The following is a 20277-nucleotide window of genomic DNA, read 5'->3' as shown; positions in this document are numbered from 1 at the left end:
AGTACGGTAGTGATTGCAGCGGTCAGGGTAGTTTTACCGTGGTCGACGTGGCCGATAGTACCAACGTTGACGTGCGGTTTTGTACGTTCAAATTTTTCTTTAGACACGGCTATATTCCTTACTATAGTGCTCTCCCCTTTGGAGAGAGCACGGGACTTAGGTTTTAATCCTGTGGCTTATTTACCACGGGCTTCAATAACGGCCTGAGCAACGTTGTTCGGCGCATCGTCGTACTTCAGGAACTCCATGGAGTAAGAAGCACGGCCTTTGGTCAGTGAACGCAGCTGAGTTGCATAACCGAACATTTCGGACAGCGGAACTTCAGCGTGGATCACGACGCCAGTAGCGTTGGATTCCTGACCTTTGAGCATACCACGACGGCGGCTCAAGTCACCGATTACGTCACCGGTGTTCTCTTCTGGAGTCTCTACTTCAACCTTCATGATAGGCTCAAGCAGAACTGGTTTCGCTTTCTTAAAGCCATCTTTGAAGGCGATAGAAGCGGCCAGTTTAAACGCCAGCTCGGAGGAGTCAACGTCATGGTAAGAACCGAAGTGCAGACGCACGCCCAGATCAACAACCGGGTAGCCAGCCAGTGGGCCAGATTTCAGCTGTTCCTGGATGCCTTTATCAACGGCAGGGATGTATTCGCCAGGAATTACACCACCTTTGATGTCGTTGATGAACTCGTAGCCTTTCGGGTTCACACCCGGCTCCAGTGGGTACATGTCGATAACAACATGACCGTACTGACCGCGACCACCAGACTGCTTAGCGTGTTTACCTTCGATATCGGTAACTTTCGCGCGAATCGCTTCACGGTAAGCAACCTGAGGTTTACCGACGTTCGCTTCAACGTTGAATTCACGCTTCATGCGGTCAACGATGATGTCGAGGTGCAGTTCACCCATACCAGCGATGATGGTCTGGTTAGATTCTTCATCAGTCCATACGCGGAATGATGGATCTTCTTTAGCCAGACGACCCAGAGCCAGACCCATTTTTTCCTGGTCAGCTTTGGTTTTCGGTTCTACGGCGATAGAAATTACCGGCTCAGGGAATTCCATACGCTCCAGAATGATCACGTTATCTGGATCACAGATGGTATCACCAGTGGTAACGTCTTTCAGACCGATAGCAGCAGCGATGTCGCCCGCGCGAACTTCTTTGATCTCTTCACGTTTGTTAGCGTGCATCTGAACGATACGGCCAAAACGCTCACGAGCGGATTTCACCGGGTTGTATACGGTATCGCCAGAGTTAACCACACCGGAATACACACGGAAGAAGGTCAAGTTACCAACAAACGGGTCGGTTGCGATTTTGAACGCCAGCGCAGCAAACGGCTCTTCATCACTTGCGTGACGCTCAGCCGGAGTGTCTTTACCGTCGTCCAGCATACCGTTGATCGCAGGTACGTCGACTGGGGATGGCAGGTAATCAATTACCGCATCCAGCATCGCCTGAACACCTTTGTTCTTGAACGCAGAACCACAGGTTACCAGGATGATTTCGTTGTTCAGAACACGCTGACGCAGAGCTTTTTTGATCTCTTCTTCAGTCAGTTCTTCACCACCCAGGTATTTCTCCATCAGCTCTTCTGAAGCTTCAGCAGCGGACTCGATCAGGTTCTGGTGCCATTCGTCAGCCAGGTCCTGCATGTCAGCTGGAATATCTTCATAAGTGAAGGTTACGCCTGCATCTTCTTCGTTCCAGTTGATGGCTTTCATTTTCACCAGGTCAACGACACCGGTGAAACCTTCTTCAGCACCAATCGCCAGCTGCAGCGGAACAGGGTTCGCGCCCAGACGGGTTTTGATCTGACCAACAACTTTCAGGAAGTTTGCACCCATGCGGTCCATTTTGTTAACGAACGCAATGCGTGGAACTTTATATTTGTTTGCCTGACGCCATACGGTTTCAGACTGTGGCTGAACACCACCAACTGCGCAGTAAACCATTACCGCACCATCAAGAACACGCATGGAACGTTCTACTTCGATAGTGAAGTCAACGTGCCCCGGGGTGTCGATGATGTTTACACGGTGTGGTTCATACTGCTTAGCCATACCAGACCAGAATGCAGTAGTCGCAGCGGAAGTGATGGTGATACCACGTTCCTGCTCCTGCTCCATCCAGTCCATGGTAGCCGCGCCGTCATGAACTTCACCGATTTTATGGTTTACACCGGTGTAGAACAGAATACGTTCGGTAGTAGTGGTTTTACCGGCGTCGATGTGCGCACTGATACCGATGTTACGGTAGCGTGCGATGGGTGTTGTACGAGCCATTTGATTCCTCGTTTATCTTTTTAGGCGTTCAGTTAAGTAACCCAAAGCGGGCAGCTTCTCTGAAGCGCCCGCCTGGTGACTAATACTCCGAAGGGATTACCAACGGTAGTGTGCGAACGCCTTGTTGGCATCTGCCATACGGTGAACGTCTTCACGTTTCTTAACTGCAGTACCTTTGTTGTCTGCAGCATCAGAAAGTTCGTTCGCCAGGCGCAGAGCCATGGATTTATCACCGCGTTTACGAGCAGCTTCAACGATCCAACGCATTGCCAGGGCATTACGACGAACCGGACGGACTTCAACTGGAACCTGATAAGTAGAACCACCAACGCGGCGAGACTTAACTTCGACAGTCGGACGCACGTTTTCGAGGGCTACTTCAAAAGCTTCCAGGCCATCTTTACCAGAACGCTGAGCCAGGGTCTCCAGCGCGCTGTATACGATGGTTTCTGCGGTAGATTTTTTACCATCTACCATCAGGATATTTACAAATTTAGCCAGCAGCTCTGATCCGAACTTAGGATCCGGCAGGATTTTACGCTGACCAATGACGCGACGACGTGGCATGGGAATACTCCGTTGTTAATTCAGGATTGTCCAAAACTCTAAGAGTTTAGTTTGACATTAATATAAAACGTTTGGCCTTACTTAACGGAGAACCATTAAGCCTTAGGACGTTTCACGCCATACTTGGAACGTGATTGCTTACGGTCTTTAACGCCGGAGCAGTCAAGCGCACCACGAACGGTGTGGTAACGAACACCCGGAAGGTCTTTTACACGACCGCCACGGATCAGGATCACGGAGTGTTCCTGCAGGTTGTGACCTTCACCACCGATGTAGGAAGTCACTTCAAAACCGTTAGTCAAACGCACACGGCATACTTTACGCAGTGCGGAGTTTGGTTTTTTAGGAGTGGTGGTATATACACGAGTACATACGCCACGTTTCTGCGGGCAGGCTTCCAGCGCAGGCACGTTGCTCTTTGCAACTTTGCGTGCGCGTGGTTTGCGTACCAGCTGGTTAACTGTTGCCATTAAATAGCTCCTGGTTGTAGCTTTCGCTTCGTAAACACGTAATAAATCGCCTCATGCAATATGAGGACGCGAAATTTTAGGGCTATGCCGATAGGGTGTCAAGAAATATACAACGGTCACACGTTACCAGGCGATTTGCGCCGGGTGTTTTACCGTTAACCTGACGAAGTCAGTATAGCTGACCATGATAGCATCGCTCGAAATTTGAGTACAAAGACCCCGCGCCTGCACATCCTCATTCAACACGTAGATGGATATGGGGGCGCTGCGGAGGATTTCAACAAAATGGCTGTTTTCTACTGCGGCAAGCACGCCATCGGCTATTAACAATAAATCATCACCCTCGTCTATAAGACGGAGCATACCTGTGATATCGGCATGCCACGGAGAGGTTCTTAGCGTATGCAGCATAGGGGCCTCAAAAACGCAAAATCACATCGTATTCGTTAAGCTGCTGACGCAGCGCGTCCGGTTCAAGCGGTTCCACTTCCATTACGAACGGCGCTTCTGCCGTCAGCCCGCGCTCACGCATTGAGGCCGCGCAAATCCAGCAGTTCTCGATGTCATAAAGCGCCAGCAGTTTGAAGGTCGCGATATAATCACGCGCCAGAATCACGCCAGGCTTCTGCTGATTCAGTGGTTGAAATACGCCGTCGCCAATGAAAAAGACGCCGAGGTCATCGCTTAATGCTGACGTCGCCAGCAGCGCGTCCAGCCCTTCCCGGCCCGCGGAGCTGCCATGCGGCGCAGAGGTAAATACAAACGCAACGCGTTTCATCAGAATTGTACCGTTCGATCGCAGGTCAACGCGGCTTCAGCCAGCGCACCCAACCCACTAAGAGAAAAGCCAGGCTGTAGATTAAATCCCGGTAGCCCTAATTGCGCTGCTTCCTTCTCATCGGTGATACCACGGCGCAACGCCGCAGCAACACAAATATGCAGCGCCACGCCATGCGCGTCATGCAGCGACTGCCACGCGCGGACAAGGTCAAACTCATCGCTGGCCGGAGAAGTCAGTTGGTTGGCGTTATACACCCCTTCCCGGTAAAAAAAGATGCTGGCTATCTCATGACCTTCCGCCAGTGCAGCCTGGGCAAACTGCAGCGCGCTGCTTGCCTGCTGCGTACCGTAAGCAGGGCCAGTCACCAAGATGGCAAAACGCATTACTTATCTTGCCCCACAAAATCACCGCTTTTGAACTGGCGAATGTAGAGATACACCGTATGTTTGGAGATGTTCAGGCGGTCGGCAACCTGGTTGATGGCATCTTTGATATCAAAGATCCCTTTCTCGTAAAGATTAAGCACGATCTGACGATTTTTGGCGTTATTGGAAACATTACGATCGGCATTCACCTCTTCGATGGTGAACTCCAGCGTCTGGGTAACCAAATCCTCAACCGAGGAGGCAAAGTTAACCGCAGAGCCGACTTCCGGCGTTTCAGGCGGAATAAAGGTATTCATAATCTGCGAGAAAGGCACATCAAGGTTCATGTTGATACACAGCAAACCGATAACACGATGCTCGCGATTGCGAATGGCAATGGTGACGGACTTCATCAATACGCCACTTTTGGCGCGAGTAAAATAGCATTTGGAAACGCTACTATCCGCTCCCGTCATATCGTGCAGCATACGTAGAGCGAGATCGGTAATCGGAGAACCAATTTTGCGGCCGGTATGTTCGCCGTTGGCAATGCGTATTGCCGAGCACTTTAGATCCTGCAGTGAGTGCAACACGATTTCACAGTGGGAACCAATGAGCATCGCCAACCCGTCCACCACCGCTTCGTAGGATTTCAGGATATCGAAGTCAGTTTGATCGAAAGGACGTTGATCCAGTAAATCAAGTTCACTGGTTTCGTTGGTTAAAAGCGACCTGGACATGAAAAAAAGCACTCCTTTTCAGGAGCCTGTCGTTATGTTGTCAGGGCAGGCTCATCACTATTAGGGGCATCTAAAGTAATACAGCGCATAAGGCGCTTTCCAGCATTAATTATATCCTGCGGATAATAAAAAGCCGCCGCCCAGTGGGCGGCGGCTTTTATGCTCTTATTTTTTAGCAGCGTCTGCGGCTTTGTCAGCCGGTGCAGCTTCAGGCTGCGCATCCGCTTTCGGAGCCGGTTTGATGTCTAACAGTTCAACATCAAATACCAGCGTAGAGTTTGCCGGGATACCCGGAACGCCGGTTTTGCCGTAAGCCAGATCCGGTGGGATGACCAGCTGGATTTTACCGCCCTTCTTGATATTTTTCAGACCTTCGGTCCAGCCTGGGATTACACCATCCAGACGGAAGGAGAGAGGCTCACCGCGGGTGTAAGAGTTATCGAACTCTTTACCGTCGGTCAGGGTACCTTTGTAGTTGACCACAACGGTGTCGCTGTCTTTCGGCGCGTCACCGGTACCTTCTTTCTCAACTTTGTACATCAGACCGGTTTTAGAGGTTTTCACGCCTTTTTCTTTGGCGAACTTCTCGCGGAAGGCTTTGCCTTTTGCTTCGCTATCAGCGGCGTCTTTTTCCATCTTCGCCTGTGCAGAAGCCTTCACGCGGGTTTCGAATGCCTGCAGGGTTTGTTCAATTTCCTGATCGGACAGTTTGCTCTTATCAGCAAAAGCGTCCTGAACGCCGGCGATCAGCTGATCTTTATCCAGTTTGATGCCCAGTTTTTCCTGCTCTTTCAGAGAATTTTCCATGTAACGACCCAGCGATGCACCCAGTGCATAGGCAGATTTCTGGTCGTCATTTTTGAATGCGGCTTTACTTTCAGCGGCTGGTGCCGCTTTCGCTGCGGTATCAGCAGCAAAAGTCAGTGGCGCATTCAGTGCAACGGCCATTGTGGTTGCCAGAAGCGTTACTTTAAACAGTGATTTCATCCATCTCTCCAGGGCCGGGGCCACTCGCCCCAATGTTAACTAAATGAGAAGCGTACTATAGAACGTTGTAGGGGAAATCTACATATCAACGCTTCTTATATCGACTCTTTTCAGACTCTTTTTGTTTAAATTAGTTTCCGCTCACGCACAGGAGTGCTGCACAGCCGAAAAAAGTTGAGTAGAATCCGCGCGTCAGAAACGCTTTTGGCGATAACAGTAGAGAGAGACATCATGAAGGAAACAACTATCGAAGTGCGTTTGGCTGAGCTTGAAAGCCGACTGGCCTTCCAGGAGGTAACCATTGATGACCTCAACCAAACGGTCACCGCCCATGAACTTGAAATGGCGAAACTGCGCGAACACCTGCGTCTGCTGACAGACAAACTGAAGGCTAGCCAGCCGTCAAACATTGCGTCCCAGTCAGAAGAGACGCCACCGCCTCACTATTGAGACGAAAAAAAAGCGGGGAAACCCGCTTTTTTTGTGCCGGAAAGTTATCCGGCCGATAAAACGTTCTCTATCGGCAGGCCTGATAAGCATTACGCCATCAGGCAAACAGACCGATTAGTGGCAACCGCAACCGCCGTTACCACAACCGCCTTTACCGTGTTCATGACCATGGTCGTGATCGTGGCCGTGGCCACCGCAGCAACCTTCGTGGTCGTGGTCATGGTCGTGCCCGTTTGCACCGTGAACGTGGCCGTGAGCCAGTTCTTCTTCGGTAGCTTCGCGGATAGCGACAACTTCAACGTTGAACTTCAGGTTCTGGCCAGCCAGCATGTGGTTACCATCAACCACTACGTGCTCGTCTTCCACTTCGGTGATTTCAACCGGAACTGGACCCTGGTCGGTTTCAGCCAGGAAACGCATGCCAACCTGCAGTTCGTCAACGCCCATGAAGACGTCTTTAGGAACGCGCTGAACCAGGTTTTCGTCGTACTGACCGTAAGCGTCATTTGCGCCTACTGCCACGTCAAATTTATCACCAACTTCGTGACCATCCAGCGCAGTTTCCAGGCCAGAGATCAGGGAACCGTGACCATGCAGGTAGTCCAGCGGTGCACTTACCGGAGACTCATCAACCAATACACCGTCTTCTGTACGTACCTGATAGGCCAGGCTGACCACCAGGTCTTTTGCTACTTTCATGATATCTCCTGAGCATGGGAATATTTCGTGGCGCAGATTGTAGCGGAATTCTGCACCCGTGTACCCATTAGCTTAAAAAAAGACAGCACGGAACGCTACTCCGGATGAAAAATTCCGATAACTTGTTCTTCTTTGCGCACGTGCTCGCGCGCTTCTTTATCCGCTTCCCGCATCTGGTGTCCGCACTTAACGCATTCAACCACATCGATATTATTTTCGCGCCACATCGCCATAGAATCCTGCGCCTGACACGATGGGCATTTTGCGCCCGCGATAAAACGTTTACGTACCGCCATGCTTCACCTTCTATTCAAATTCGTCCCAGCCGTCCAGCTGCCGCCGTTCCTGTTGCATCTCCCGCTGGAAAATCTCTTCCAGCTCACGTCTTGCTTCACGCACGCGCGAGATTTGTTGGGTATCGCTGTGCACCGGCATCAGTTCGCGCAGCATACGCATATCCAGACGCTTAAAGTGCAGCTGCGCGCGCTGCGCCTGATGCGGATGCATGCCGGTGGAGATTAGCGCTTTACGCCCCAACTCCAGCGCACTCGAGAATGTCTCTCGGGAAAACTGTACCACGCCAGCCTGCAGCAGTTCGTGCGCCTCAACACGTCCCCGGGCACGGGCCATAATGTGCAGATGGGGAAAGTGTTGCTGACAGATATCCACCAGCTTCATGGTATCTTCCGGCTCGTTGCAGGTGATAACAATCGACTGGGCCTGTTCGGCACCGGCCGACCTCAGCAGTTCAACCTGGGTCGCATCACCGTAGTAAACCTTATAGCCGTATTTGCGCATCAGGTTGACTGCGCTGATATCGCGTTCCAGTACGGTAATGCGCAGTTTATTGGCCATCAGCAGGCGGCCAATCACCTGGCCAAAACGTCCGAAACCCACCACAATGACCTGCGGTTTATCATCATCCACCCAAGGCGCTTCATCTTCCTCTTCCGGCACGTTAAAACGCCGCGACAGCACAAGATCCACCAGCTTCATCAACAGCGGCGTGGTCATCATAGAGAGGGTGACAGTCACCAGCAGCAGCGACATCTGGTCGCCTTTGAACACTTTGAAGGAAGAAGCCGCGGAGAACAGCACAAACGCAAATTCACCCCCCTGGCTCAGCACGCCGGCAAACTGCATGCGCTCCGAGCTGCGTAAGCCGTGCAGATGGGCCAGCAGATACAGCACCAGCGTCTTCACCGCCACCAGCACCGCAACGCAGATAATGACCAATAACAGATGGGTGTAGAGCACGCCCAGGTTGAGCGACATCCCTACCGAAATAAAGAACAGGCCGAGCAGCAATCCTTTAAACGGATCGATGGCGATTTCAAGCTCATGTCGGTACTCGCTCTCTGCCAGTAGAACGCCCGCGATAAAAGTGCCCAACGCCATGGAGAGCCCCAGCGCATCCATAAACAGCGCCGATCCCAGCACCAACAGCAGCGTAGCGGCGGTAAACACTTCGCGCACGCCGGAGCTGGCGATAAAGCGAAACACCGGACGCAGCAAATAACGGCCGCCAATCAGCATTCCAGCAAAGGCCAACACCTTTAAGCCCACGGTTTGCCAATCGAAATGGTCATCTCCCGCGCCCGCCAGCAGCGGCACCAGCGCCAGCGCCGGGATCACGGCTAAATCCTGGAACAGCAGCACCGAGAAGCCAAGCTGGCCTGACTCGCTACGATTCATCCCCTTTTCGCGCATTAACTGCAGCGCCATCGCCGTGGAGGACATCGCCAGCCCAATGCCACCAATCACCGCCGCATGCCAGGAGAAGTCGGTGAGCATCAGTAGCCCACCGAGGATCGCCGCGCTAAAAATCACCTGCGCGGCGCCAATGCCGAAGATAGGCCGCCGCAGCTGCCACAGCTTCGCCGGGTTCAGCTCCAGCCCGATGATGAACATCAGGAACACCACGCCAAGTTCAGAGAAATGGAGAATTTCATCGACGTCGCTGATAAACCCAAGCACCCACGGGCCGATGGCAATCCCCGCCAGCAGGTAGCCTAAAACGGCACCAATGCCCAGCCTTGCCGCCAACGGCACCGCGGCAACTGCCGCGAACAGAAACAGCACCCCGGCCAGTAACAAATCGGAACCTTCCATCATCGTCCTCCTGCCGTAATCGGCGCAGCCAGCCAGTCGGCATAGGCTTTAGCATGGCTCGCCAACTCATCGGGCGGCTGTCGGCGCGCCCAGTAGACGATAATCGGACTCAACCAGTGCATATGGCACATGGCGGCGGTCAGTTCGAACGGGCGCAGAATATCGCTCATCGGATAACGATTCAGACCATCGTGGCGATAGGCGCTTTCCGGCTCGCCGGTAGTAATGACGCTACGCCAGTACTTTCCCGCCAGTTCATTTCCCCCTACGCCACTGGCGAAACCTCGGCTGAGCACGCGGTCGAGCCACTCTTTCAGCAATGCCGGGCAGCTGTAGGTATAAAGCGGATGCTGGAACACGATAACGTCATGCTCGCGCAGCAGCTGCTGTTCACGGGGGATATCAATGAAGAAATCAGGATAGTGTGCATAGAGATCGTGCACGGTTACGTTTTTTAACTGCCGAGCCGGTTTAAGCAAAACCCGGTTAGCCACCGAATCCTGAGATTCCGGATGGGCATACAGCAGCAACACTTTCGCTGTCTGAGACATCATTCCCCTCCCGGTTTTGTCTTTTGTCTATTTTCGACGTTTTAGGCTACCATTGCGCCTCGGTGCGGCACATTGCTCACATTACATTATCACAATGACAATTTAACATAGTCAGAACATACGGCGCCTTATGATTGTTTTCTCCTCGTTACAAATTCGTCGTGGCGTGCGTGTCCTGCTGGATAACGCAACGGCCACTATCAACCCTGGGCAAAAAATCGGCCTGGTGGGGAAAAATGGCTGTGGCAAGTCCACGCTGCTCGCTCTGCTAAAAAACGAGATTAGCGCCGATGGCGGCAACTTTACCTACCCCGGCAACTGGCAGCTGGCGTGGGTGAACCAGGAAACACCAGCCCTCGCCGAACCGGCGCTGGACTATGTGATTGACGGAGACCGTGAGTTCCGTCAACTGGAAGCCCAGCTAAACGACGCCAATGAACGTAACGACGGGCACGCCATCGCCACCGTACACGGCAAACTGGACGCGATCGACGCGTGGACCATCCGCTCTCGCGCCTCCAGCCTGCTGCACGGTCTGGGCTTTAGCAACGAACAGCTCGAACGCCCGGTGAGCGACTTCTCCGGCGGCTGGCGCATGCGTCTTAACCTGGCACAGGCGCTGATTTGCCGTTCTGACCTGCTGCTGCTCGATGAACCGACGAACCACCTCGATCTCGATGCGGTGATTTGGCTGGAAAGATGGCTCAAAAGCTATCAGGGCACGCTGATTCTGATTTCCCATGACCGCGACTTCCTCGATCCGGTGGTGGACAAAATTATTCACATCGAACAGCAAACCATGTTCGAGTACACAGGTAACTACAGCTCGTTCGAGCGTCAGCGCGCCACGCGCCTGGCTCAACAGCAGGCGCTGTACGAAAGCCAGCAGGAGCGCGTGTCGCATCTGCAAAGCTATATCGACCGTTTCCGGGCGCAGGCCACCAAGGCCAAACAGGCGCAAAGCCGTATCAAAATGCTTGAGCGCATGGAGCTGATTGCCCCGGCGCACGTGGACAACCCGTTCCGCTTCAGCTTCCGCACGCCGGAAAGCCTGCCAAACCCGCTGCTGAAAATGGAAAAGGTCAGCGCTGGCTACGGTGACCACACCATTCTCGAGTCCATCAAGCTGAACCTGGTGCCGGGTTCACGTATCGGCCTCCTGGGCCGCAACGGCGCAGGTAAATCCACGCTGATTAAACTGCTGGCCGGCGAACTTGCGCCGCTGCATGGCGAGATCGGTCTCGCCAAAGGCATTAAGCTTGGCTACTTCGCCCAGCATCAGCTGGAATTCTTACGCGCCGATGAATCCCCGATTCAACACCTTGCGCGCATGGCGCCACAGGTGCTGGAACAGCAGCTGCGCGACTATCTCGGCGGCTTTGGCTTCCAGGGTGACAAAGTGACGGAACAGACCGCTCGCTTCTCCGGCGGTGAAAAAGCGCGTCTGGTACTGGCACTGATCGTCTGGCAGCGTCCGAACCTGCTGCTGCTCGATGAACCGACCAACCACCTTGATCTCGATATGCGTCAGGCACTAACCGAAGCGTTGATCGACTTTGAAGGCGCGCTGGTGGTGGTTTCGCACGATCGTCACTTGATCCGTTCCACCACCGACGATCTCTATCTGGTGCACGATAAGAAGGTTGAACCGTTCGACGGCGACCTCGAAGACTATCAGCAGTGGCTGAGCGACGTGCAAAAGCAGGAAAACCAGAGCGATGAGCCGGCAAAAGAGAACGCCAACAGCGCTCAGTCCCGCAAAGATCAGAAGCGCCGTGAAGCTGAACTCCGCACCCTGACGCAACCGCTGCGTAAAGAGATTACCCGTCTGGAAAAAGAGATGGAGAAACTCAACGCCCAGCTGGCGCAGGCGGAAGAAAAGCTCGGTGACAGCAGCCTGTACGAACCCGGCCGTAAGGCGGAGATGACCGAGTGTCTGCAACAGCAGGCCAGTGCGAAATCCGGGCTGGAAGAGTGTGAAATGGCATGGCTGGACGCGCAGGAACAGCTTGAGCAGATGATGCAGAACGACTAACCCGCGGGGCCGGACGATGAACCTATCTATCACCGACGATATTACCTTCCGCAAGCTGACCATCTTCATGACCTTTATGGAGAAGGGCAATATTGCGCGTACTGCGGAAGCGCTGGATATCAGCGGCGTGAGCGTCCACCGGGCACTGCATACGCTGGAAGAGAACGTTCGTTGTCCGCTGTTTGTACACAAAGGGCGAAACCTTATCGCTCAACCGGCGGCATGGACGCTGCTGGAGTACTGCCAGGAAGTGACGCAGTTGATGGAGCGCGGCCTGGAAGAGGCGCGTAAAACCGCCGGCGTCGGCCAGGGGCGCTTACGCGTTGGCACCCTCTATTCGCTGACGCTGGAAACCGTCCCGCACCTGATCATGGGTATGAAGCTGCGTCGCCCGGATCTGGAAATGGATCTGACCATGGGCTCAAACGCAGCCCTGCTGAATATGCTGGAAAACGGCACGCTGGATGCGATCCTCATCTCCATTTCGGAAAGCGAAATCGATCGTAACAGCCTGGAAGTACTGCCGTTGTTCCACGATGACATCTACCTTGCCGCCCCGACCAGCGCCGCGCTGGATGTCAATAAAACCGCCGATCTTCGCAATTACCGCAATGAGAAATTTGTCTCGCTGGCGGAAGGGTTTGCCACCTACGCTGGGTTTCAGGAAGCGTTTCACATTGCCGGGTTTGAGCCGGAAATCGTCACCCGGGTCAATGACATCTTCTCGATGCTGAGTCTGGTACAGGCGGGGGTAGGATTAACCCTGATGCCAGGGCGAATGAAGAAGATGTATGAAAATACGGTGCATCTGCAAAAACTGGCGGACCCGTATCAAATGCGACAGCTCATCGCGATTGTCTTCGCCCGCAACCGCGAGCGCGACCCTAGCCTGCTGGCACTGGCCGCCGAAGGCCGGATGTATGCCCGCAGCTTGCAGGACGACAAATAGACCGCTGTCCCTCGTCTGCCCGGCCAGCTCAGCGCCACCGGGCAAATACATCAACCACGCAGCCGTTTTGCCAGGTGCACGGCAACATCTAACCCGCTGCGTTCCAGCGCAATAGATTCCCCTTCCCAGGCAGCCTGACGCGTCAGACAGGTCAATACGCCGCCCGGCGGCATCTCAATCGCCAGCCTGGCTTCACGTTCATTGGCAGAAACGACCGCTTCCTGCCAGCGCACCGTCCGGGCCATATTCATCGCCAGATCGTCAGCAATGCGCTCCGGCTGCCATAGCACGCGCCCGGTGCTACCGCTCAGATAAGCGTGACGTGGACGAGATAGCGTGACGTGGCTAAATGCCTCACACAGCGTTTGCGCTGGCTGCGCCAGCAGCGCACAGTGCGACGGGACGCTAACCGCCAGACGGTGGGCCTTGCTCGCCCCTTTCTCCAACGCGCGTTTTGCCACGGCTGCCATGGCCTCATCGCTCCCGGCGATCACAATCTGCGTTTCCGCATTCAGGTTGGCGATATAGGTCCCGCTGCCTTCAATCAGCGCTTCCACCTGACTCAGCGTCAGTCCCATAATCGCCGTCAGGCCATAGCCATGCGGGTAGGCCTGCTCCATTAAATCACCGCGTAGCGCCACCAGCTTCAGCGCATCGGTAAAGTCGAGCGCGCCGGCAACCACCGCCGCCGGATAAGCGCCAATCGACAGGCCGCTGACAATGTCCGGCGACACGCCGCGACGTTCTAATTCATGCGCCCACGCCACCCCGGCAATTAACAAGGCCAGCTGTACCGCTCGGGTATGCTTCAGGGCTTCAGGGGTGTCCAGCGTATCGGCTTCAGCGCCCAACACATCTCGCGCCTGCGCCAACTCGGTGCCGGGAAGCTGTTGCAGCATACCGGGATGCTGCGTTCCCTGCCCCGGAAAGGTAAACAGAATTTTCATTTATTCCTCCCTGCTCCACGGGTCGCTCACCAACCGCGGCCCACTCGACGTTTTTAGCAACGCCTTGCCATCACGCAACCATTCATTCAGGGCAAACGCGCCGTAGGGCGTTTCCACCTGCGTGTCGGCGCGGCACAGTCCATCCGTCAGCTGCTGTTGCCATTTTTCCAGCGATGACCGATCTAATGCCTGCGGCGCGCGAATCGTCAGATCCAAATCACTACTGGCGTGAATCACCGGGATCCCGGTTGCCAGCGCGTAGCCGGTGCTACCGGTAATCCCCCACGTCCAAGGCCACTGCTGCTGGGACAGCAACAACGCCACCTGAACCGGGGGCTGTGAGATAAACGCTGAGCGCAGCAGCGCCTGCGGATCAACCAGCGATTCTGGCGAACAGATGCGGGTGACGGCGGTAGGTTTTACCCAACCGGCCGCCCGCTGGTCGCGCTTCATCCCGCGGACACCCACGGGAATGCGCCCTGCTTCATCAACATCACGCCGCACCACCACCGGCAGGCCGGTGTGCCAGACGCCATCCACCCAGGACTCGGTAGCCCCTTCCAGCGCATCGCGCGCATCAAGCCAGATAAGGTCGTGTGGGCGTAATGTTGCGGTCATGATTTAGATTCCTGAAGTCAGCGAGATAAACAGTGGTAACGACAGGATACACAGGACCGAGCTCAACAGCAGCACGGCTTCAGCATCCGGCGACTGCACGCCAAAACGGTTACCGAATACCACGCCGAAGAAACCGGCGGACAGCGCAATCATCAGAATCGCAGTGATGGCCACGGAACCATGCAGGCCGAGAATCAGCACGATACCCCAGGCAATCGCCGGTTGAATCAGCAGTTTGGCGATGGTTGAGGTGATAACCACGGTGTTGATTTGCAGTTTACGTGCAGAGAGGATCACCCCGGTCAGGAACAGCGCCGCCGCGGTAGCAGACAGACCCAACGGTTTGATTGCCGCCAGTACCAGTTCCGGCATTTTGATACCAATCGCGGAGAGGATAACCCCCAGCAGCGGGCCCATCACGATAGGTTTCTTAATTGAACGCCACATCAGTACCGGCAGCATGGAAAGCGTAGAACCGGAGTTACCACCGTCCGCACGCGCTTTTTCACGTTCGAGAATCAGCAGACAGAACGGCGTCATCAGCACGGAACCGCAGGCAATCGACACGGCAACGGACAGAGAAGTCGAAGAGGCTTCACCCAATACGCTACCCAGAATCGGCAGACCTAGCGCCGCGTAGTTAGGCAGCGCGACGGTTAACGTCAGCACGGCCGCATCCTGCGGAGATTTATTGAAGACTTTGGTCGCCATAAAGTAGATAGCGGCGTAGGTAATCCACATCGCCAGCGTCAGCACCAGAATCAGCAGCGACTGAGCAACAATGCCAACCCATGGAGTCTGTACCGTTGCACTAAATAGCGCGGCGGGTAAAGCAAAGTCCATCACGAAGATGTTGAGCAGGGAGACATTTTTGTTGTCCACCATTTTGGCCTTACCGGCCCAGAATCCCAGCAGCATGATGACGAAAATCGGAGCAAGAGCATGAACAATTACGTAAGTCATATTTCACCTGTAATTCAAAAAAGAAAACCACTTCGTCATTCAGCCTGCCTCTGCGTTGGCTGCCTTCGCTCCCCCCAGTCACTTACTTTAGTAAGCTCCTGGGGATTCGCTTAGTTGCCGCCTTGATGCCGTCTGAATGACCATGTGCTTTAGCACTGACGCGATGATTATTATTTTCAGGATGCAGACTGCCTCACGGGCGCATGAACCACGCCCGCGGGGTCGTACATCTGGCAGGTCTCTTTTTACTTACCAGCTTGCTCGCATACGTTCACGTACGAGAGCGGAACTGCGGCGATTGTCGGCACCCAAACGGCTTTTCAGCGTTGGATCCTGACGAGCGTCTTTGATGGCCTGTTGCAGCGTGGTTTTCACCTGCGTCAGATCGTCGACAGACGGTGCATCCGGGTTGCTGATGTCCAGCAGATTTTCCAACAGGCCCAGAGTTGCGTAGTTACTGATGTCATAAGCCATCGGTGGAATGGTGGCCGCCAGTTTTTCCAGTGCATCGACGGTACGCAGCGTGATGCGCGCCGCAGACTCTTTGCCCATCGCGTGGATCAGCACGCCTTTGTCGTTAAACGCAATCAGACGGTTAGCCTGATAGCCGTGCGCCAGAAACGCACCGGACATGGCTTTGCCGACAATCAGGCCAATCACCGGATGACCCGCCAGACGCGCATTGGCGTAAGCCGCTGCGGCACCGGCCAGCGCCTGGTGAATACCAAAACCTTCTTCACGACGACCGTACGCCTGGCTTGGCACATCAATCACCGCCACAATCGGGCGTTTCACCGCTTTATCGGCGTCGGCAGCGATGGTTTCGCTCACCACTTTGGCCAGCGTCCAGCCTTCCAGCAGACCGACTTCACCTTTAGCAGCACGCGGGAAATGGTTATTGGCATCGGGAACGACGGCAATAAAACGCACCGCTTCACCATTGAGTTCGCCATCAGCAGCCTGTACGGACGGGCATAGCCCTGACAGACGTTTAACGTTCGGAGCGAGGGTTTCAAGCCATAATTCGCCACGGCTTATTGAGTTACTCATCATTTCACATCCCGGGCGAAAAGCGCGTGAATCTGTTCAGTATCCGCCTGTTTACGCGTATCGAAATTGCTTAGACGGTCGAGATACCACTGATAGTTATCGGTGCGGTGTTTAGCCGGTACGCCTTTGGCCAGCGCATCGTTCATCGCGGCTTTCACCGCATTCACGCCGTCACCCACCAGCGCTTCCACCAGTCCGCTTTGGTAACGAATTTCGCCACCGGTCATGCTCCAGATAAACGGACGGTCGCGGGAGTCATACTCTTCAATCCCGGCTTCCTGTTCGATAACCTGCGGGCCGTTCAGACCCAGACGTGCTTCACGAGTGACAATCAGATAGCTACACAGCGCCGCCGCGATGGACATCCCACCGAAACAGCCGACGGTACCGGCGACGATGCCAACCACCGGGGTATAGCGACGTAGATCAACAATCGCCGCGTGGATATCGGCAATCGCCGCAAGGCCAAGGTTGGCCTCTTGTAAACGCACACCGCCGGTTTCCAGGCTCAGAACCGCCTGGGTTGGGATGCCGTTACGGTTATCTTCTGCCGCCAACTCAAGCGCCGCTGCCATTTTGGCACCGGACACTTCGCCCATACTGCCGCCCTGGAAAGCGCCTTCAATGGCCACCACAACTGCAGGTTTGCCGTTGATGGTGCCTTTCGCGACAACCATGCCGTCATCGGCCTGCGGCACGATACCCTGTGCGCCCAGCCACGGCGACATCACGCCTTCAAACGGGTCGAGCAGTTCGCGGTAGCTGCCTTCATCAAGCAGCGCATGGGCGCGCTGACGCGCTTTCAATTCGATAAAACTGCGGTCATCACGCATAGCTCACCTCTTCAAAGACCTGTTCGATACGAATGCGTGCCACGCCGGGCGTCGCGCCGAAGTCGTGGATCGTCAGTTTCCCGGCCGGCAGGCTGCTGACCGTTTGCAGACGGTTAAGCAGTGCTTCCCAGCGGCTACGGCTGTTATCGACGGAAGTGGTGATATCAATAGTTAATGTCTGGCCCTGGTCGGCGGTGAATAACACCTCCATATCCCCGGAGCCCACAACGCCTGCCAGCGCTTTACCGCTTAAGGTGCGGCTCGCCGGTACGGTTAACGTAATGTGTTCCATAACATCCTCTTAATTCTTGAAATAAGGCGATTCGATGCGATCGAGAAACAGGGTCGCGGCAAGTAAATCAGCGGCGCCGCCCGGCGAAGCGTTCAACGCCAGCATTTGCTCGTCGAGCACCGCCAGCGCCGCCTGACCGGCCGGATGAGCGCAGCCGCCTGCGCGGAGCACGGCGCGAGCGCCGTCCTGCATGGCATCAAGCCCTTCCAGCCCCGCGCGGGACAGCACGCAGGTGTCGGTCAGCGAGGTCATAATCGCCATCAGCGCGTCGAGCCTCGCCTGCGTTTCGCTGCTGCCGTTCAATCGGCTTAACCGCAGCTGCGGTAACGCGCGCTGCATCACGTGTGGAAACGCCTGCTGCGCCTCTTCGCGCGCCCCCGGCACCTGATAACGGTGGGTGGCGCGAAGCCCTTTACTGAAGACCTTGGGTGCAGCGGCATCCGGCAGCTTCGCCAGCTCTGCGGCGGTGGCCGCAACCTGCTGCGCGCTGCCCGTGCCGCCGTGCATCGCGACGGCGCTGACCAACAACCCCAGCGCCCAAATAGCACCGCGGTGGGTATTCACGCCGTCGGTGGCGGCCATCATCTGTTTCTCGCCTTCACGGCCGAGTCGCCCTACGGTTTGTCTGAGCGCAATATCCGCTGGACGCTGCCAGCTTTGCTGCGCCAGCGCCTGAAACGTGGAGGTCAGGCTGTGCGCCGAGCGCTCCATGAGCGCCAGAGTAAGATCGTGGTGCGCGCCGTTCCCCCGACTGTCCACCAGACCCGGTTTTGGGCTTAATCGTGCTTCGTCAATCAGACATTGCGTGGCGGTTCGCGCCAGCCATTCGGCACCGCCTTCAACGTGAATCTGGGGCAGAAGTTTCATTACCAGCTCCGGAATTTCGCAGGTGGGTTGTAAAGACCGCCGGACCATTCAACCAGGTCAGACACGCTACCGGCCGCCAGCAGAGAACGGGTGGCGTCGGTACGACGGATGCCCATATCTTCTGGATAAACGACCTTACCGCTCTGGCGCAGTGCGGCGACGCGTTTCGCATCAACGCCCAGGCCAATGTCGGTAATCCCGGCAACCGCCGCGACCATCGCACGACGCTCTTCCAAACTCTCGGCACGATAGAGGTACGCAATCCCCTCTTCGGTCAGCACGTGGGTGACGTCGTCGCCATAGATCATGACGGGAGCCAGTGGCATACCGGAGCTTTTGGCCACTTCAACCGCATCGAGTTTTTCGACAAACGTGGGTTTCACGCCGGCCTGGAAGGTTTCAACCATCTGCACGACGAGTTTTTTACCGCGCTGCATTGGGTCAGGCTCGGTTATCATGTTCAGCCAGGCTGGCGTTGCATGACGGCGACCGTGCGGGTCGTGGCCCATGTTTGGCGCCCCGCCGAAGCCGGAAAGACGGCCGCGAGTAACGGTAGAAGAGTTGGCATAGCCATCGACCTGCAGAGTGGAACCAATGAACATATCCACCGCGTACTGACCTGCCAGCTGGCAGAACGCGCGGTTAGAACGCATGGAACCATCGGCACCGGTGAAGAAGATGTCAGGCCGAGCACGGATATACTCTTCCATCCCCAGTTCGCCGCCGAAGCAGTGCACGCTTTCAACCCAGCCGCTCTCAATCGCCGGAATCAGCGTTGGATGCGGGTTCAGGGTCCAGTGTTTACAGATTTTGCCTTTCAGACCGAGCTGTTCGCCGTAGGTTGGCAGCAGCAGTTCAATCGCCGCGGTATTAAAACCGATACCGTGGTTGAGCGACTGTACCTGGTGCTCCGCATAGATCCCTTTGATGGCCATCATCGCCATCAGGATATGTTCCTGTTTGATCAGGCGCGGATCTCGGGTAAACAGCGGTTCGATGAAGAACGGTTTGTCGGCCACAACCACGTAGTCAATCCACGAACCCGGGATATCCACGCGCGGCAGATCGCACTCATCGTCCACCAGTTCGTTAACCTGGGCGATGACGATACCGTCGTGGAACGCGGCGGCTTCCACCAGCGCAGGAGTATCTTCAGTACTTGCGCCGGTATAAAGGTTGCCTTTACGGTCCGCTTTGAAGCCGGCAATCAGCGCCACGTTTGGCGAGAGATCGACATACAGACGGGAATAAAGCTCGATGTAGGTGTGGATAGCACCGATTTCCAGCAGGCCATCTTCCAGCAGCTGCGAGATGCGCAGGCTTTGCGTGCCGGAGAAGGAGAAATCGAGCTTGCGGGCGATACCTTTTTCAAAGATATCCAGATGTTCACTACGCCCGACGCTTGGCATGATCATGTGCAGGTCGTGCACAATCTGCGGGTTAACCTCAGCCAGCATACGGGACAGGAAATCTGCCTGCTTTTGGTTATTCCCTTCTAATACCACGCGGTCACCCGGCGCGATCAGTTTTTCCAGCATGGCGGTCAGGTCTGCGGTCGGCAGAACCTTGCCCTGCACCGGAATGGAAGCCAGACGTCGCTGTTTTTCCGTGCGACGAGTGTTCCAGACGCGTGCTGGTGTTTGCCCAGATAACATTATTAACCTCCTGATTCAGCTAATCATTTTGATTGCTTAACACTGGAAAGAGTGT

24 protein-coding genes are annotated in these 20277 nt (G+C 55.2%); 3 read left to right on the top strand and 21 right to left on the bottom strand.

Annotated elements, in window-relative coordinates:
* The 9 genes from LZ634_RS04915 to fkpA all read right to left on the bottom strand — a co-directional run.
* Positions 1 to 107: GTP-binding protein (locus tag LZ634_RS04915; RefSeq protein ID WP_001785379.1), on the bottom strand; the 107-nt coding region annotated here is incomplete at its 3' end.
* A 69-nt stretch (positions 108 to 176) separates the two neighbouring features.
* Positions 177 to 2291, bottom strand: a complete 2115-nt coding sequence (gene fusA / locus LZ634_RS04910; protein WP_234502711.1) for an elongation factor G — start codon at positions 2289 to 2291, stop codon at positions 177 to 179.
* Between the two features lie 96 nt (positions 2292 to 2387).
* On the bottom strand, positions 2388 to 2858 hold the full coding sequence (rpsG, locus tag LZ634_RS04905; RefSeq protein WP_052282782.1) for a 30S ribosomal protein S7: 471 nt from the start codon (positions 2856 to 2858) through the stop codon (positions 2388 to 2390).
* 95 nt (positions 2859 to 2953) lie between these two features.
* The gene (gene rpsL / locus LZ634_RS04900; protein ID WP_003023654.1) at positions 2954 to 3328 is read right to left on the bottom strand and encodes a 30S ribosomal protein S12; all 375 of its coding nucleotides are present in this window, start codon (positions 3326 to 3328) and stop codon (positions 2954 to 2956) included.
* A 123-nt stretch (positions 3329 to 3451) separates the two neighbouring features.
* Positions 3452 to 3739 (bottom strand): sulfurtransferase complex subunit TusB, encoded by a 288-nt coding sequence (gene tusB, locus LZ634_RS04895; protein ID WP_234502709.1) that lies wholly within the window; start codon positions 3737 to 3739, stop codon positions 3452 to 3454.
* Positions 3740 to 3746: 7 nt separating this feature from the next.
* A complete protein-coding gene (gene tusC / locus LZ634_RS04890; protein ID WP_234502708.1) occupies positions 3747 to 4106 on the bottom strand; it encodes a sulfurtransferase complex subunit TusC in 360 nt (119 codons plus the stop codon).
* Complete coding sequence (gene tusD / locus LZ634_RS04885; RefSeq protein ID WP_234502706.1) at positions 4106 to 4492, bottom strand: sulfurtransferase complex subunit TusD; 387 nt, start codon at positions 4490 to 4492, stop codon at positions 4106 to 4108. Before tusD ends, tusC begins: the two co-directional genes overlap by 1 nt.
* Positions 4492 to 5214 carry a transcriptional regulator gene (locus tag LZ634_RS04880; protein WP_052282786.1) on the bottom strand — a complete coding sequence of 241 codons (723 nt, stop codon included), beginning with the start codon at positions 5212 to 5214 and terminating at the stop codon, positions 4492 to 4494. The genes tusD and LZ634_RS04880 overlap by 1 nt, the downstream gene beginning before the upstream one ends.
* 165 nt (positions 5215 to 5379) lie before the next feature.
* Entirely contained in the window at positions 5380 to 6201 is an 822-nt protein-coding gene (fkpA, locus tag LZ634_RS04875) for an FKBP-type peptidyl-prolyl cis-trans isomerase (RefSeq protein ID WP_234502705.1), read from the bottom strand.
* Between the two features lie 231 nt (positions 6202 to 6432).
* Between fkpA and LZ634_RS04870 the strand changes: the two genes are divergently transcribed.
* The gene (locus LZ634_RS04870) at positions 6433 to 6651 is read left to right on the top strand and encodes a protein SlyX (protein WP_061282479.1); all 219 of its coding nucleotides are present in this window, start codon (positions 6433 to 6435) and stop codon (positions 6649 to 6651) included.
* A 114-nt stretch (positions 6652 to 6765) separates the two neighbouring features.
* On the opposite strand, the gene slyD is transcribed toward LZ634_RS04870, so the two are convergent.
* The 4 genes from slyD to kefG all read right to left on the bottom strand — a co-directional run bounded on the left by slyD (position 6766) and on the right by kefG (position 10016).
* Entirely contained in the window at positions 6766 to 7350 is a 585-nt protein-coding gene (slyD, locus tag LZ634_RS04865; protein WP_234502703.1) for a peptidylprolyl isomerase, read from the bottom strand.
* Positions 7351 to 7445: 95 nt separating this feature from the next.
* A complete protein-coding gene (locus tag LZ634_RS04860; RefSeq protein WP_035894371.1) occupies positions 7446 to 7646 on the bottom strand; it encodes a YheV family putative zinc ribbon protein in 201 nt (66 codons plus the stop codon).
* Positions 7647 to 7656: 10 nt separating this feature from the next.
* Complete coding sequence (gene kefB / locus LZ634_RS04855; RefSeq protein ID WP_234502713.1) at positions 7657 to 9462, bottom strand: glutathione-regulated potassium-efflux system protein KefB; 1806 nt, start codon at positions 9460 to 9462, stop codon at positions 7657 to 7659.
* Positions 9462 to 10016, bottom strand: a complete 555-nt coding sequence (gene kefG / locus LZ634_RS04850; RefSeq protein ID WP_234502700.1) for a glutathione-regulated potassium-efflux system ancillary protein KefG — start codon at positions 10014 to 10016, stop codon at positions 9462 to 9464. Before kefG ends, kefB begins: the two co-directional genes overlap by 1 nt.
* Before the next feature lie 127 nt (positions 10017 to 10143).
* Between kefG and LZ634_RS04845 the strand changes: the two genes are divergently transcribed.
* Positions 10144 to 12048 (top strand): ABC transporter ATP-binding protein, encoded by a 1905-nt coding sequence (locus tag LZ634_RS04845; RefSeq protein ID WP_234502699.1) that lies wholly within the window; start codon positions 10144 to 10146, stop codon positions 12046 to 12048.
* 16 nt (positions 12049 to 12064) lie between these two features.
* A complete protein-coding gene (locus LZ634_RS04840) occupies positions 12065 to 12997 on the top strand; it encodes a LysR family transcriptional regulator (protein WP_234502698.1) in 933 nt (310 codons plus the stop codon).
* 50 nt (positions 12998 to 13047) lie between these two features.
* On the opposite strand, the gene mdcH is transcribed toward LZ634_RS04840, so the two are convergent.
* The 8 genes from mdcH to mdcA all read right to left on the bottom strand — a co-directional run bounded on the left by mdcH (position 13048) and on the right by mdcA (position 20222).
* Positions 13048 to 13944, bottom strand: a complete 897-nt coding sequence (gene mdcH, locus LZ634_RS04835; RefSeq protein WP_234502697.1) for a malonate decarboxylase subunit epsilon — start codon at positions 13942 to 13944, stop codon at positions 13048 to 13050.
* On the bottom strand, positions 13945 to 14562 hold the full coding sequence (locus tag LZ634_RS04830; RefSeq protein WP_234502696.1) for a malonate decarboxylase holo-ACP synthase: 618 nt from the start codon (positions 14560 to 14562) through the stop codon (positions 13945 to 13947). It abuts the gene before it with no gap.
* 3 nt (positions 14563 to 14565) lie between these two features.
* Entirely contained in the window at positions 14566 to 15525 is a 960-nt protein-coding gene (locus LZ634_RS04825) for an AEC family transporter (protein WP_234502695.1), read from the bottom strand.
* Between the two features lie 249 nt (positions 15526 to 15774).
* On the bottom strand, positions 15775 to 16575 hold the full coding sequence (mdcE, locus tag LZ634_RS04820; protein WP_234502712.1) for a biotin-independent malonate decarboxylase subunit gamma: 801 nt from the start codon (positions 16573 to 16575) through the stop codon (positions 15775 to 15777).
* Positions 16575 to 17408 carry a biotin-independent malonate decarboxylase subunit beta gene (locus tag LZ634_RS04815; protein ID WP_234502694.1) on the bottom strand — a complete coding sequence of 278 codons (834 nt, stop codon included), beginning with the start codon at positions 17406 to 17408 and terminating at the stop codon, positions 16575 to 16577. Before LZ634_RS04815 ends, mdcE begins: the two co-directional genes overlap by 1 nt.
* Positions 17401 to 17700 (bottom strand): malonate decarboxylase acyl carrier protein, encoded by a 300-nt coding sequence (gene mdcC, locus LZ634_RS04810; protein WP_052282800.1) that lies wholly within the window; start codon positions 17698 to 17700, stop codon positions 17401 to 17403. The genes LZ634_RS04815 and mdcC overlap by 8 nt, the downstream gene beginning before the upstream one ends.
* A gap of 9 nt (positions 17701 to 17709) precedes the next feature.
* Positions 17710 to 18567, bottom strand: a complete 858-nt coding sequence (locus LZ634_RS04805; protein WP_234502693.1) for a triphosphoribosyl-dephospho-CoA synthase — start codon at positions 18565 to 18567, stop codon at positions 17710 to 17712.
* A complete protein-coding gene (gene mdcA, locus LZ634_RS04800) occupies positions 18567 to 20222 on the bottom strand; it encodes a malonate decarboxylase subunit alpha (protein WP_052282802.1) in 1656 nt (551 codons plus the stop codon). The genes LZ634_RS04805 and mdcA overlap by 1 nt, the downstream gene beginning before the upstream one ends.
* Positions 20223 to 20277: the final 55 nt, after the last annotated feature.

The organism is Kluyvera intermedia, from assembly GCF_021440345.1.
GTDB classification, from domain to species: Bacteria; Pseudomonadota; Gammaproteobacteria; order Enterobacterales; family Enterobacteriaceae; genus Kluyvera; species Kluyvera intermedia_A.
The sequence above is the reverse complement of the archived record's forward strand: the minus strand, read 5'-3'. Positions and strand labels throughout refer to the sequence as shown.